Consider the following 13,910-nt stretch of genomic DNA (forward strand, 5'->3'; position numbering starts at 1 on the left):
ACCCGCCCAGCGCGCGGAATTCTGCGATCCACCACCATACCACAGGCGGTCGGTCAGCCCCTCGGCAAAAGGTCTTAAACGCGGAATTTGCGCACCAGCGGCATTGCCTGCTTCGGTCTCGTCAGAAAGCGGCTCTGAGCGGAGGGCCTTTGCCAGTTTTTCCGCGCGCGTGTAGCTGTAATCGGCAGTTGGCGCTGCATCGGCAAAATCCGCGATCAGATGCGCGAAAGGTGGCGCGCCGACCGAAACACCGACATTCAGTCTGCCATTTGACAGCAAATCCACCGTGGCCAGATCTTCGGCCAGCCGGAACGGGTTTTCATAGCCAAGCTGAATAACGGCAGTTCCAAGGCCGATGCGTTTCGTTCGCTGCGACGCGGCAGCGAGAAAAGTGGCAGCAGAGGAAATACCGCGCTCAAGATGGCGCTGGCGCACCCACGCGCTGTCGTATCCAAGTCGCTCTCCATGCTCGAAAAGCTGAAGCGTATCCTCCAACCCTCGCGCAGGATCATTCTCGTGATGACTGCCGGGAATGAGGAAGGCAAAATGTTCAATACGTGACAAGGGCATCGTTTGTTTCTCTTCTTACGCAGCGGTTTCGCGATAGCTTTGAAGCCGCGCGAGAATTTTTGCTTCCTGTACCGCCTTGCGCTCCTGCACGCGCTGGGTTGCCTCTTCAAATGAGGCCGAAGCGGGATAAAGCGGCGATGAAGCCGGCAGTCCCCGTTTGGCTCCGATGTGTTTTTCAAAGGGCAGCGAGCGATACTGCTGAACATCTAGAGATGTGTCGAACAGCGGCCGATAACCGAGCGCAAAATAGAGCGCGGTGGCCTCGGGCTGGCGAAAACCCGTGGACAGATAGGCACGCGTGTAACCCAAATCACCTGCGCTTTCTTCAAGCGCCAGAACAATGCGGCGTGCCAACCCCTGTCTGCGCAAATGCGATGCCGTCCAGATGCGCTTGAGCTCCACGGTTTCATCGTCGTGGCTCATATAGGCACCCCCGGCAATCGTTTCCCCGTCGCGCAGAAGCAGCAGAAAACCGCCCAGCGGCGGTGCAAATGCCTCTGTGGGATAGCGCAGAATTTCCGCGCGCGCGCCGCCAGGACGATCCAAATGAGCATAACGGCTGTCATATTCATGAACCAGCCCGTCGATGAGCGGTTGTGCGGCCAGATCCAGTGGGGAAGACTGGACAATAATATCAACCATGGAAACCTCCGCTGAAACAAAACCTTTACGACTTGCGCTGAGTGGAAGCAAAAAGCTGCCAACGAACAGTATCTCTCCTTAACGGTGCCTTTTTGCTCGCACGTTTGCACGGCATGAACGTTTAATGAGCGTGCAAATATTGGAAGATCGTTGCTCGATTAATATTCTATGAAAAACATAGATTACCTCCTAACACGCGCGCGTTGCTCGGTGCGGCTCCAACGATAAGCGCTGCTTGAAAGCACGAGGAAACTTCCATGACCAAAACACGCCCCCGCCGGCTGAAAACCCTGTTCGGCGCCAGCAATGTCGTTTCCGCAAACAATGATCAGGATAAGACCTTTGGGTTCAAGCGCGCGATAGAGCTGGCCAGAAAAGCTGAAGCCGAGAAGATCACCGGGCTCTTTACAGCCGACCTTCTCCAGCTTGATCCGGCAGGCCTTGCAGGCATCACCGGGACACAAGATCCGGTGGTCGCGCTTGCAGCGCTGGCACATGCAACATCCCACATCGGGCTTATTGCGACGGTCTCCACCACATTTCTGCATCCTTACAATCTCGCGCGCCAGATTGGTACGCTCGATCACTTGAGCGGTGGAAGAACGGGTTGGAATGCCGTAACCTCCTCCGTCGGCGAGGAAAATTTTGGTGGTGATTTGCCCGGCCCCGAAGAGCGCTATGAACGGGCTGCGGAATTTATTGAAATCGTCAACGCGCTCTATGATGCAAATGAGCGCGATGCGATTACCCGCAAGGCGTCGGGCGCTATCTCCGTCCATCCGGAAAAGTTTCACCGTATCAACTACAAGGGCAAGCATTTCAGCGTCCAGGGGCCATTGAATGTGCCACCTCTGCCGCAGGGCCGTCCGGTTCAGTTTCAGGCAGGTCAGTCCGATGCTGGCGTCACGGTTGGTGCGCGCTACGCCGAGGTTGTCTATACGTCACAGCCAAAGCTTGAAGATGCCGTAGCCTTTGCCACCGAACTGCGCCGTCGTGCAGCACAGTTTGGCCGCAACAACAATCTGCCATTTATCATGAACTCGTTTCATTCGGTGATTGGCTCTTCTGAAGCCGATGTCGCTCGCCGCGTGAAAGAAAAGCATGAGGCAATCGATTATGATCAGGGGCGTATCAAGCTTGCCGATATGCTCGGCGGACATATTGATCTGAACGATCTGTCGCTCGACAAACCGCTGCCGGAAAACCGGTTGCCGGAAGTCGCGAGCATTAACCGTCGCCGGGGTCGTGTAGAAGTCTTCCGCCGTTATGCGCGCGAAGGTCTGACCTTGCGTCAGTTAATCATTGAGGCACAGGAAACCGGCCACTGGTCCGTTGCAGGCACGCCGGAGCAACTCGTCGATGCGATTGAAGAACGCTTTCGTGCGGGTGCTGTTGACGTTCTCACGCTGCACGGCATTGGCAATCCGGATCAGGAAGATCTGCTTGTGAATGGTCTGATCCCGGAGCTGCGTCGCCGGTCGCTGATTGATACGGATTATATCGGTTCTGACTTCCGCGCAAATCTGGAACTGCCACCGATATCTGTTGGAACACCCTTTGAGGTCCGGAGCGCTTGAAATGGCAAAGCGTGACGGTTTTCTGCGTTTTGGTTTGTTCGTTTACCCGGTCGGCCATCATATAGCGGCATGGCGGCACCCGGATTCTGTTGCCAATGCTGGCATCAATTTTTCCTACTACCGCAACATAGCCTCGATGGCAGAAACGGCCAAATTCGATCTGCTGTTTCTTGCTGATGGTGCGGGAACCCGCGGCGACAATCTTGAAATTCTAAGCCGCACAGCCCACAGCTACGTAGCCCAGTTTGAGCCACTCACGCTTCTGTCAGCGCTGTCGGCTGTGACGACCCATATCGGTCTCATTGCAACGGCATCATCCAGCTTCAATGAGCCTTTTCACATTGCGCGGAAATTTGCTTCACTTGATCACTTAAGCGGCGGCCGCGCTGGCTATAACCTTGTGACGTCAGCCAGCGATTTCGAGGCGCGTAATTTCAATCTCGATCACCATTATGGACATGCCGACCGTTATGAACGGGCGGAAGAATTCGCGGATGTCGTAAAGGGGCTGTGGAACAGCTGGGAAGAAGGTGCCTTCCTTTACGACAAGGAAGAGGCACGTTTCTTTGACCCGACCAAGCGGCATGTGCTTGATCACAAGGGCAAGCATTTCTCGGTCCAGGGGCCGTTGAATGTGCCGCGTTCGCCGCAGGGACATCCGGTGACGGTGCAGGCCGGATCGTCAGCGGCTGGAAAGGAACTGGCTGCAAAAAGTGCGGATGTTGTTTTCACGGCTCAGCAGACGGTTGAGGAAGCTGCAGCATTCTATAAGGATGTCAAACAGCGCGCTGCCCGTTACGGCCGTGATGCGAACGATATCAAGATCATGCCTGGCATTTTTCCAGTTGTTGGCCGCACGAGGCAAGAGGCTCAGGACAAGTTTGACGAACTCCAAAACCTCATTCATCCCTCTGTGGGGCTCAATATTCTCTCTGCCGGCTGGTCTGGTCCCGATCTCTCGCAGTTTGACCTCGACGGTCCCGTGCCTGAACTGCCGGAAACCCAAGGCAGCAAAAGCAGACAGGAGCTTCTCTTTGAACTGGCCCGTCGCGAAAATCTAACCATTCGCGAGCTTTATCTGCGGGTTGCAGGTGCGCGCGGCCATCTGCAAATCGTCGGCACGGCAAGGGACGTGGCTGACGCACTCGAAGAACGGTTTGAAACCTATGGCGCAGATGGCTTCAATGTGATGCCGCCAATCTTTCCGGCAGGTCTGGAAGACTTTGTCGAGCTTGTTCTGCCGGAGCTACGTCGCCGCGGGCTTGCCCGCAGCGATTATGATGGCCCGACATTGCGGGACAATCTCGGTTTGAAAGTTCCCACACATCCCGCAACTTTGGTTCAAAGGTCAGACACCTCGGCTGGCATCCGAAAGGCTGTATGAAGGATGGGGCCGTGGAGTACGTTTAATGACTTTCCTCTCGCAGATGGCTCGCAAGAAACCCGAGATTGTCCTGTCCCCAGTAGGTCTGACCATCATAGATATAGGTCGGAAAACCGAAGACGCCCTTATCGATGGCCCGTTCCCGATCTGACTTCCACTTGGCCTGAACGTCGTGATCATTCTCACGCCCAACAAGGTAATCGCCGTTGAATCCGGATTCGTTCGCAACGGCACTACGGACTTCCGGTCTACCAATATCCTTGGCTTCCGACCAGAATGCGTGTTGAAACACCCGCGTCAGCTGTAGCCAGTTCTGGCCTTCAAGATAGGCTGCAATCACACTGAAGGAAGCAGGCGTAGGGTCACTTAAAGCTGGGCGGCCATCAATAAAAAGCGGCTTGCCACGAAACTTGGCCCAACGCTTCAGATCCTGCGTGCCGTAAGCGCGGCGTACTTCCGGTCGGTTGCGTGAGAAGATGCCGCCATTTTCCTCAATGACCGTGGCAAGATAGGGATTGATTTCGACCACATGCTGCTCTGCCAGTTCCTCGAGCGTATCAAGCCCAAGATATGACCAGGGCGAGCCGATGGAAAAGAAATAATCGATATTTTTTGACACGCTATGCCCCGTGATATTGGACGCATCCCGAAAAATGTGAAACGGTTTTGCGTCGGATAATGCGAGAAAGAGTTAGAGCACCGATCTGGTTCCATCGGACCACAAGGCGCTCCAACTGCACGGATAAGCTTATTTGAATTTCGGCAATCCGGGCGGATTGGTCTCCGAATGTTCCAGGGCTTCCTCCTTCAGATGCCAGCGGTCGAGAATGCGAGCATAGTCTCCGCTTGCGATCAGGCTGTTGGTGGCGATAGTCAGCGCGTTGGCAAGTCCACTGCCTTTGCGTGTTGTAATTGCCACATCCGAGCGATCCGGCCAGCCGGCACTCAGCGTACCGACACGTTTGATATTCTTGTCACGCGAGGCGATGAATACGAGCTGTGCATGGGGTTGCACAATCACATCCGCTCGACCCGATTGTAGAGCCAGAAGGCTGGCAGCCTCGTCATCGTAATATTGTAGTTCCAGCGGTTTCAGCCCCAGCTTTTCATTTTCTTCACTCCACTTGACAAGAATGCGCTCCTGATTGGTTCCGGCACCGACGATAATGCGGAGGCCCGCTGCATCCTTTGGTTCCTTGATAGACGTAACGCTACTGTCGGCTTTCACGAAGAAGCCATGCAGGCCCTGTCGGTAGGAAGAAAAGTCGAACTTTTCCTTGCGCTCTTCCGTGACACCAACATTGGATATCACGGCATCATACTTGCCTGAGGCGAGACCCAACGGCCAATCGATCCATGCGACGGGAACGCTTTCGAGTTCAAGCCCTAGGCTTTCAGCAATTGCGGACGCATAGTCCGCATCCGCACCCACAACAGTTTTGGCATCGGTGGCATAGGCCGCCAGCGGCGGACCGCCTGGTGCCACGGCAACGGTCAAATTGCCCGGCGTGACGAATTTGAAATCGGCTGGAATGGCCGCGATTGCTGCGGCATCTTTCTGCACATGAATGCGGCCAGGCTGTTCCGGTGACAGATCAAAATCTTCTTCCGAAAAGGCCGGAAGAGATGAAGCCCCTACCAATGCCCATGCAGCTATTAACAGAGCACTTGCTCTCATAAACTGTTCTCCATTTAAGTAACGTACCGATGGGCTGGCACATGCGTCCCCTCATGTGCCAACCCAACCCCTCACGATCCGCTTTTCGGCAATCCGGCAGGATTGGTCTTTGCCTCATCAACGGCTTCCGAACTTAAGCTCCAACGCTCGAGCACCTGGCCATATTTTCCATTCTTGATAAGTTCATTGAGCGAGAGCGTCAGTGCGTCCGCAAGACCGCTGCCCTTGCGCGTGGTGATTGCCACTTCCGCCGTCTGCGGCCAGCCGCCGCTCACCGTGCCGACAAGCTTGGTTTTGCCGTGCTGCGATGCGGCATAGGCCTGAACGGCATTGACGCTGAAGACTGCGTCCGCGCGACCGGATTCAAGCGCGAGGCTCTTGACCGCATCGTCGTCATAGTACTGCACTTCGATAGGCTTCAGACCAGCTTCGATATTCTTCTTGTCCCACTGCAGAAGGATGTTTTCCTGATTGGTGCCGGGATCGGTAATGATCTTCAGGCCCGCAATATCCTTTGGCTCTTTCAATGACGTGATAGCGCTGTCCGCCTTGACGTAAAACCCCAACTCATCCTTCCGATACGTTGAAAAGTCGAACTTTTCCTTGCGTTCTTCGGTCACAGTCACATTGGAAATCACGGCGTCGAACTTGCCAGATTCAAGCGAAAGTGGCCAGTCGGCCCAGGCGATCGGTACCAGCACAAGCTCGCGCCCCAAGGTATCAGAAACCAGCTGAATGAGATCGGGATCGAAGGCCACCACGGTCTTTGCATCCGTTGCGTAAGTGCTGATCGGAGGCACCCATGGATTGATGCCGACGACAAACTTACCATCCTGCACGAACTTGAAATCCTTGGGGACAGCATTGATGACGGCATCGCTTTTTTCCGTGCGCAGACGGTTTGGCTGCTCCGGGCTCAAATCGAGTGCTGCGGAAAAGGCCGGCGCGCTGAACAGTGTTGCTGCTGCCAGAAAACCGCTCAATATTGCGTTCTTGTAGTTACCTGATTTCATTGAAAGACTCCTGAGAATAATCTGAATTTGGGACAAACAATCCCCGTCGATTGCCCTCATCGGGCAATCGTGATTGTCGGGAATTGTGGTTTTAAACGGGCGTACTGGCGTCAGAGGACTTTTGCGAGAAACTCCCGGGTTCGGGGATGCGTTGCCGCATTGAAAAGCTGATCCGGTCTGCCGGTTTCGAGAATACGGCCCTCTTCCATGAAGACCACCGTATCCGCCACTTCACGCGCAAAGCCGATCTCATGGGTTACAATGACAAGTGTGGTGCCGGAACGCGCAAGCTCCTTGATCACATCCAGCACTTCGCCCACCAACTCCGGATCGAGCGCAGAAGTTGGTTCATCGAACAGGATGACTTTGGGATTGAGTGCCAGTGTGCGGGCGATGGCGACACGCTGCTGCTGACCACCCGAAAGCTGACGCGGATAGGCATCGATTTTTTCGCTGAGACCAACGCGCGCGAGCAAACGCTTGGCACCCACGGTCGCGGCTTCCCGGCTCAGGCCACGGACGATCATCGGTGCTTCGATGATGTTTTCAAGCACAGTCAGATGCGGGAAGAGATTGAAGTTCTGAAACACCATGCCGACATCGACGCGCTTTTTCAGAATGTCTTTTTCTTTCAACTCATAGAGGGCGTTGCCGCTCTGGCGGTAGCCCAGCAATTCGTCATCAATCGAGATAAAGCCATCATCGACACGTTCCAGATGATTGATGGATCGCAGCAATGTCGACTTGCCCGAACCCGATGGACCAAGGATCGCAGTCACACTGCCGGGCTTGATATGCAGACTGACATCGTCGAGAACGAGATTGTTGCCGAAGCGCTTCGATACACCGTGAATGTCCACCGCGCCGCGCCGCGTAGCGGTGAAACCACCGACAGCGAGTGTTTCGCTAATCCGCGCATCGCGTTCGCTTAATGCAACAGTCTCAGCCTTGGTCGATACCGGGGTTTCTGCTGGAAAGAAACGAGCGAAAAGACGTGTCAGAATAGCTGGTGGTGGATTGCGCAATGCGCCACGCGAGAAATGCCGTTCGATGTAATATTGCGCAATCGACAGCACCGTCATGATGATCAGATACCAGACGGTCGCGACCATCAGCAGAGGAATGACTTCGAGGTTGCGGCGGTAGATGACTTGCACCGTGTAGAAGAGCTCCGGCAGTGCGAGTACATAAACCATCGACGTTCCTTTAGCAAGACCGATGATCTCATTGAAGCCCGTCGGCAGGATGGTACGCATGGCCTGCGGAAGCACGATGCGGAAGGCTTGTCTGCGTCGCGGCAAGCCGAGAGCAGCAGCCGCTTCGAGCTGCCCCTGATCGACGGACAGAATACCGCCACGGATAATTTCGGAAGAGAACGCAGCCTGATTGAGACTCAACCCCAAAAGGGCGGCAGCAAACGGACTGAGGATCTGAACGGTTGGATATTCGGCAAAAGTGATATCCGTATATGGGACACCTACCCTGACAGTCTCATAGAGATAACCGAGATTGTTCAGAACGAGAAGCAACACGATCAGCGGAATGGAGCGCAACAGCCAGATATAGGCCCAAGAAAGACCGGAGAGCAGCGGCGAGCGCGAAACGCGAGCAAGCGCAAGCGCGGTTCCCAGCGCAAATCCAAGCACTGTTGCAAGGGCTGTTAGCCACAGCGTCCGCATCAAGCCAACGAGAACAGGCTCAGAGAAGAACCATTCTGCAAAGACTGGCCATCCCCATTTGGGATTGGTCAGAACCGATTGCAGCACGGCGATAATCAGGCCTGCGGCGATGATTGTACCAATGACACGCGCCGGGTAGCGCGCCGGAACGATGCGATAATGTTTGAAGTCGCCGGGACTTACACGAGAGCCTGTCTCTCTGTCCGTACCCGCAAAATCTGTAGCAATGGCCATGATCAACGCTGCTCCGAATTGCCATTCAACTTATGACTCACCGCAGACGCGTCGGTCATGTAAGTCACTCAATCTCAGTTTCGGAGATGAGGCATCGGGTTTCAAAACAAATAAGTCTATTTAATCTGGTTAGAGCGGATGTTTTTTCCATAACACCCACGCCAATACCCCAGCATTCGCTTAGCCAAACACTGTCTGTTTTGGTGCGATGTCGGCATGGTGAAAATCAACTTGTCCGATATTTTTCTCGAAAGGCAAAGTCCCGTAAATTTCGGGATCGGCCGAGACATCAAAAAGCGCCGTGTAGCCGTTTCTTAAGTAAAGCTCTTTGGCTTCCGGTTGCCTGAAACCAGTGGTCAAATAAACGCGGCTGTAGCCCTGACGGTGAGCCTGCGCTTCAAGCTCTTCAAGCACCTTTTTGGCCAGCCCCTGTCTGCGCAAATCGCTATGGGTCCAAATGCGCTTGAATTCGGCTGTCACATCGTCATAGCGCATGAATGCACCACCAGCGATTGTCTGGCCATCACGAAGCAGCAATAGGAAATTGCCGTGCGGAGGCGCAAAAGCTTCCGGTGGATATCTGTTCATTTCGGCGGCTGCACCCTCTTCATTGAAATAGGTGCCGTAACGCGTGTCATACTCAATCGTCAGCGCCTCGATCAATGGCACTGCACGAATATCGGTCGTCGAAGTGTAGAGAAATTCATCCGCCATGATGGGCCATCCATGTTGAAGAAATCGTGCAATCTCAGATCAGCGAGGCTTCAGTCAGTCGAACCCAAAACAGCGCGGCTGGAAGCAGGATTTCATCGTTGAAATTGTAATAGGGGCTATGCAAACCAGCACTGTCGCCATTGCCGACGAAGAAATACGTCCCCGGCTTCTGTTCGAGCATGAAGGCAAAGTCCTCGCTCGCCGTGCGCGGTCGAAAATCTTCGATAACGCTTTCGGTCGGGAAAGTGTCGAGCGCGACCTGTCGCGCAAATTCCGTCTCGGCTTTTGCGTTGATCAGCGCGGGAAAGCCCCATTGATAATTGACGTCGGCAACAGCACCAAAGCTTTCGGCCTGTGAACGCGCAATAGTTTCAATCCGTCCTCGCAATTCCTCGCGCACAATTTGCGAGAACGAGCGGATGGTAATGCCAAGATCGACATGAGCCGGAATGACATTCAATGCATCGCCACCATGAATGGAGGCCACTGTCACCACCCCCATGTCGAGCGGATCGAGATTGCGCGCGACCACCGTTTGCAAGGCCAGAACAATCGATGAAGCAACCACAACCGGATCGACCGACTTGTGTGGTTCCGCTCCGTGACCGCCGCGCCCGTTAACGCGGATTTTTGCCCGGTCCACCGATGCCATTGCCGGGCCGGTGACAAAGCCGAACCTTCCGGTGGGAACACCCGGCCAGTTATGCAGCCCATAGACGGCATCGCACGGAAAGCGCTCAAAGAGGCCGTCTTCAATCATGCGTCGGGCGCCTGCCCCAATCTCCTCCGCAGGCTGGAAAATCAGATGTAACGTGCCGGAAAAACGACCGGACTGAGCGAGATATCGGGCCGCTGCCAGCAGAATGGTCGTATGTCCGTCGTGGCCGCATGCGTGCATCGCACCCGAATTGCTGCTTGCGTAATCCAGGCCAGTTGCTTCGGTGATCGGCAGGGCGTCCATGTCCGCCCTGATGCCAATGGCCTTGCTGGATTTGCCACGCTTCAATGTACCGATAACGCCCGAACCACCAACGCCGGTTGTGACGTCATAGCCCCATTGACGGAGATAAGCCGCCACCAGCGCAGAGGTTCGTGTTTCCTGGAACGCCAGCTCCGGATGCGCATGAATGTCGCGACGCAAAACGATAAACTCGTCGATAAACGCGGCAAGCCCCGCCTCGATTTCCAGTTTCCGGTTCACGTCTGGCGACCGATGAATATTCATGCCGCACCCTTTCGGGAACTTCCGGCATCGTTGTTTTCAGCGGTCTTCGCATAACGGCTCTGCGGATGCACCAGCCCCAGATTTTCGCGCAGTGTATCGTGTTTCAGGCTGCTTTCGTGATATCCGCGCTTTTCCAGAATGGGCAGAACATGGGCAATGAAATCATCCAGCCCTTCGGCAATCACTGGGAAACCGAGGATGAAACCATCAGCCGCCTTCTGCTCTTTCCAAAGGACGATTTCGTCAGCAACCTTTTCTGCGGTGCCGATGAAGGACGTGCGTGGTGTGGCCACATTCAAGGCTACTTCACGCAGGCTCAGCTTGTTTGCAGCCGCGTCCCGCTTGATGCGATCCGTGGTCGAACGAAAGCTGTTTTTGCCGACATCGCCAAGATCGGGGAAAGGCGCATCGAGATCGTAGGCGGTGAAGTCATGGTGATCGAAGAAACGACCGAGATAGGAGAGCGCTTCGTTGACGCTGACGAGATTACGGATCGCCTGATATTTTTCTTCGGCTTCTGCATCCGTTCGCCCAACGATGGGGCCGATGCCAGGATAAATGCCGACATCGTCCTGCGAGCGCCCATGGGCAACCGCGCTGGCTTTGATCTGCGCATAAAATGTCTGGCTGTCCTTGATGGTGCCCGCATTGGTGAAGACGGCGTCCGCATGTTTGCCCGCAAGTCCTACACCCGCTTCGGAAGCACCGGCCTGAAAGATGACCGGCTGGCCCTGCGGCGAGCGCTGGATATTGAGCGGCCCTTCAACCGAAAAGAAGCGCCCTTGGTGGTCGAGCCGATGAAAACCTTCCGGCTTGTAGAACTGCCCGCTCTCGCGATCACGGATGAAGGCGTCTTCATCCCATGAATCCCAAAGACCTTTGGTTACTTCGAGATATTCATCGGCAATTTCATAACGCAGAGCGTGCTCTGGATGTGGCTTGCCATAGTTGCGGCCTGATCCTTCGAGCGGTGATGTCACCACATTCCAGCCCGCACGTCCGCCGGAGATGAGGTCAAGCGAAGCGAACTGCCGCGCAATCGTAAACGGATCGCTGTAGGAGGTCGAAACCGTGCCTGCGAGACCAATGCGTTTCGTGTTCGCTGCGAGCGCCGAAAGGACGGTCAAAGGCTCAAAGCGATTGAGAAAATGCGGAATAGAAATCTCGTTGATATAGAGCCCATCCGCGATGAACGCGAAGCTGATACCAGCCTCCTCGGACTTGCGTGCCGTATCAATGACAAATTGCAGGTTCACGCTGGCGTCCGCGGGCCCGGATGGATGTTTCCAGGAATTCATATGTCCGCCTGCACCCTGCAGCATCACACCGAATCTAATCTGCTTGGAACTCACTTCAAATTCTCCCTATAGCCAGTGGCCTTGGATCAGGCAGCGATTGCCAGCCGTTCGTCTGCGAGGCTTTCGATGGCAGCTAATCTCTGCTCATGTGAAACTGCGGGAAACTCGAGCACAAACTCTACCACCCCATATTGCTCTTGCAGCGCATCGAGCTTCTGCTTCACCTGCTTTGCAGAACCCGCGAGCACATTTGGGTGCTTTTCTTCAACCCGATAATTGGTCTCTCCAGCCTGTCGCGCAAACTCGGCGGCTGCTTCCTGTGTACCGACTGAGACCGATTGCCCCGAAGCCAGATAAACCTTGAAGATTTTGATTTTCGAGACCGCTGCATCAACCTCGTCCTGGCTCGCCGCAACCACTGCGCCAAGCGCCAGCACCGGCACCTTTCCAGCCACATTGCGATAGGCGTCGAAAGACTTCTGCAGATTGGCTGTGTCGCCGTTCAAATGACCGGCATAGACAAAATCCCAGCCGGAATGGGCTGCAAGCAAAGCGCTCTCAGGGCTTGCACCCAGCAGGAATTTTTCCGCAGACACCTGCGGTTTGGGCGTTGCTGCCAACCCTTCAAACGGCCCGGAAGCGATCCTGTCACCGCCGAGAAATGCGCTGAGCTGCTCAAGCTTGCTGTTGAAATCGAGCCGCTTTTCGCTGCCTGTTTCCTGCTGCAACGCCTTGGTTGATAAAGGAAGTCCGCCCGGCGCCTTGCCGACACCGAGATCAACGCGTCCGCGCCCAAGGGCCGCCAGAAGGTTGAAGTTTTCTGCAACTTTATAAGGGCTGTAATGCTGAAGCATCACGCCGCCAGAACCGATTCTGATCCGTTTTGTCGATGCAAGAAGGTAGGAAACAAGCACCTCGGGTGAAGGCCCGGCCAGCTCATTCGCGTGATGATGTTCCGCAACCCAGAACCGCTTGTAGCCCGCCTGTTCGGCTGCCTGGGCATAGGAAACGGTATTCGCAAGAGCGGTTTCAGCATTAACTGCTTGTGCTACCGGGCTCTTGTCGAGAAGGCTTAACTGATAGGGCATCGGCACATCCACTTTCGCTGAGCATCGCATTGGGGCGGAGCCTTCCGCGCAGCACGCACGAATATGAACCGGCCACTTATAGTTTCTCGGCTTCGGGACGAAATCTCAAAGATCAGGCGACTGAAATCTGCTACATTCCGGCAAATTTATTCTGTGGCGCCGATCCATGTTGAAACGGCCTGCTTCGCCGTTTGCTTCTGCCTGTATGACAAGCAGTTATCAAAGAAGGCAGCACGCTGGGGACAAATCTTCCGGCACCGATGCCATCTGCAAGGGTGTCTTCGCGTTCTCAAAACGGGTGTATCGCCAGAGAAATCTGGTCAAGCGCTTCTTTAATCGCATCAAACACTATCGTGGTATCCCCCCACGCGTTACGATAAAAATCCTGCCAATTTGCTCGCTGCAATCAAACTCATCGCATTATGCATCTGGTGTATCACTTTATGAGCCTAGGCCGCAGGCAAATAACTGGAAGCCTCATATGAATTAGACGGAAGTCGCACATTGATATGGCAGATTTTTGATAGTCTACAACCGCTTCTTCCGATCAAAGTGACGGCAGGTTTCTGAACCATCCCGCGATTTTGACGACAGATCTGATCCCATGAATCGTCGCACGGCGGAACGATCGGAAAAATTGATGCGCCTGTCCACACCGATGATCGCCTGGTGCCAGATGACGTTGATTGCCGGTCAGCAACAGGAACTGCCGCTGCCAATCCGGTGTTGGATTGGCAGCGGCTTTGTCGCAGTTCGAAACGAGATGGCGTGGGATTCTGCGCGATTTACGGCAACCCTGTTACCATTT

General features: G+C 54.8%; 12 protein-coding genes and 1 pseudogene. 3 read left to right on the plus strand and 10 right to left on the minus strand.

Annotation, left to right across the window (positions count from 1 at the left end):
- Together JAU75_RS23485 and JAU75_RS23490 are read right to left on the minus strand one after the other, a co-directional pair.
- The coding region (locus JAU75_RS23485) for an LLM class flavin-dependent oxidoreductase (RefSeq protein WP_199058895.1) at window positions 1-570 on the minus strand (570 nt) is incomplete at its 3' end.
- Window positions 571-585: 15 nt separating this feature from the next.
- Window positions 586-1,212, minus strand: a complete 627-nt coding sequence (locus tag JAU75_RS23490; RefSeq protein ID WP_199058896.1) for a GNAT family N-acetyltransferase — start codon at window positions 1,210-1,212, stop codon at window positions 586-588.
- Between the two features lie 257 nt (window positions 1,213-1,469).
- Here JAU75_RS23490 and JAU75_RS23495 point away from each other — a divergent pair, with 257 nt between their 5' ends.
- Both JAU75_RS23495 and JAU75_RS23500 read left to right on the plus strand, forming a co-directional pair.
- Entirely contained in the window at window positions 1,470-2,789 is a 1,320-nt protein-coding gene (locus JAU75_RS23495; protein WP_199058897.1) for an NtaA/DmoA family FMN-dependent monooxygenase, read from the plus strand.
- 1 nt (window position 2,790) lies between these two features.
- Window positions 2,791-4,173 (plus strand): LLM class flavin-dependent oxidoreductase, encoded by a 1,383-nt coding sequence (locus tag JAU75_RS23500; protein WP_199058898.1) that lies wholly within the window; start codon window positions 2,791-2,793, stop codon window positions 4,171-4,173.
- Between the two features lie 22 nt (window positions 4,174-4,195).
- Here JAU75_RS23500 and JAU75_RS23505 read toward each other — a convergent pair whose 3' ends face one another.
- The 8 genes from JAU75_RS23505 to JAU75_RS23540 form a co-directional block, all read right to left on the minus strand.
- A complete protein-coding gene (locus JAU75_RS23505) occupies window positions 4,196-4,792 on the minus strand; it encodes a DsbA family protein (protein WP_199058899.1) in 597 nt (198 codons plus the stop codon).
- A gap of 129 nt (window positions 4,793-4,921) precedes the next feature.
- Window positions 4,922-5,851, minus strand: a complete 930-nt coding sequence (locus JAU75_RS23510) for an ABC transporter substrate-binding protein (protein WP_199058900.1) — start codon at window positions 5,849-5,851, stop codon at window positions 4,922-4,924.
- Between the two features lie 71 nt (window positions 5,852-5,922).
- On the minus strand, window positions 5,923-6,864 hold the full coding sequence (locus JAU75_RS23515; RefSeq protein WP_199058901.1) for an ABC transporter substrate-binding protein: 942 nt from the start codon (window positions 6,862-6,864) through the stop codon (window positions 5,923-5,925).
- Window positions 6,865-6,974: 110 nt separating this feature from the next.
- The gene (locus tag JAU75_RS23520) at window positions 6,975-8,777 is read right to left on the minus strand and encodes an amino acid ABC transporter permease/ATP-binding protein (protein ID WP_199058902.1); all 1,803 of its coding nucleotides are present in this window, start codon (window positions 8,775-8,777) and stop codon (window positions 6,975-6,977) included.
- 180 nt (window positions 8,778-8,957) lie between these two features.
- Window positions 8,958-9,491 carry a GNAT family N-acetyltransferase gene (locus tag JAU75_RS23525; RefSeq protein WP_199058903.1) on the minus strand — a complete coding sequence of 178 codons (534 nt, stop codon included), beginning with the start codon at window positions 9,489-9,491 and terminating at the stop codon, window positions 8,958-8,960.
- Window positions 9,492-9,525: 34 nt separating this feature from the next.
- The gene (locus tag JAU75_RS23530; protein ID WP_199058904.1) at window positions 9,526-10,716 is read right to left on the minus strand and encodes a M20 aminoacylase family protein; all 1,191 of its coding nucleotides are present in this window, start codon (window positions 10,714-10,716) and stop codon (window positions 9,526-9,528) included.
- Window positions 10,713-12,038 (minus strand): LLM class flavin-dependent oxidoreductase, encoded by a 1,326-nt coding sequence (locus JAU75_RS23535; protein WP_210339398.1) that lies wholly within the window; start codon window positions 12,036-12,038, stop codon window positions 10,713-10,715. The genes JAU75_RS23530 and JAU75_RS23535 overlap by 4 nt, the downstream gene beginning before the upstream one ends.
- A 62-nt stretch (window positions 12,039-12,100) precedes the next feature.
- Entirely contained in the window at window positions 12,101-13,102 is a 1,002-nt protein-coding gene (locus JAU75_RS23540; RefSeq protein ID WP_199058906.1) for an MsnO8 family LLM class oxidoreductase, read from the minus strand.
- Between the two features lie 271 nt (window positions 13,103-13,373).
- Here JAU75_RS23540 and JAU75_RS23545 point away from each other — a divergent pair.
- Window positions 13,374-13,549, plus strand: a pseudogene (locus JAU75_RS23545) (IS5/IS1182 family transposase); the annotation flags it as partial.
- Window positions 13,550-13,910 lie beyond the last annotated feature (361 nt).

Origin of the sequence: Ochrobactrum sp. Q0168 (assembly GCF_016427605.1) — a bacterium.
GTDB lineage: Bacteria > Pseudomonadota > Alphaproteobacteria > Rhizobiales > Rhizobiaceae > Brucella.

Bases quoted from the DNA above. Each gene is read 5' to 3' on its own strand.
- JAU75_RS23515 (WP_199058901.1), bottom strand. From the start codon at position 6,864: ATGAAATCAGGTAACTACAAGAACGCAATATTGAGCGGTTTTCTGGCA.
- JAU75_RS23510 (WP_199058900.1), bottom strand. From the start codon at position 5,851: ATGAGAGCAAGTGCTCTGTTAATAGCTGCATGGGCATTGGTAGGGGCT.
- JAU75_RS23540 (WP_199058906.1), bottom strand. From the start codon at position 13,102: ATGCCCTATCAGTTAAGCCTTCTCGACAAGAGCCCGGTAGCACAAGCA.
- JAU75_RS23490 (WP_199058896.1), bottom strand. From the start codon at position 1,212: ATGGTTGATATTATTGTCCAGTCTTCCCCACTGGATCTGGCCGCACAA.
- JAU75_RS23525 (WP_199058903.1), bottom strand. From the start codon at position 9,491: ATGGCGGATGAATTTCTCTACACTTCGACGACCGATATTCGTGCAGTG.
- JAU75_RS23520 (WP_199058902.1), bottom strand. From the start codon at position 8,777: ATGGCCATTGCTACAGATTTTGCGGGTACGGACAGAGAGACAGGCTCT.
- JAU75_RS23495 (WP_199058897.1), top strand. From the start codon at position 1,470: ATGACCAAAACACGCCCCCGCCGGCTGAAAACCCTGTTCGGCGCCAGC.
- JAU75_RS23530 (WP_199058904.1), bottom strand. From the start codon at position 10,716: ATGAATATTCATCGGTCGCCAGACGTGAACCGGAAACTGGAAATCGAG.
- JAU75_RS23500 (WP_199058898.1), top strand. From the start codon at position 2,791: ATGGCAAAGCGTGACGGTTTTCTGCGTTTTGGTTTGTTCGTTTACCCG.
- JAU75_RS23535 (WP_210339398.1), bottom strand. From the start codon at position 12,038: ATGCTGCAGGGTGCAGGCGGACATATGAATTCCTGGAAACATCCATCC.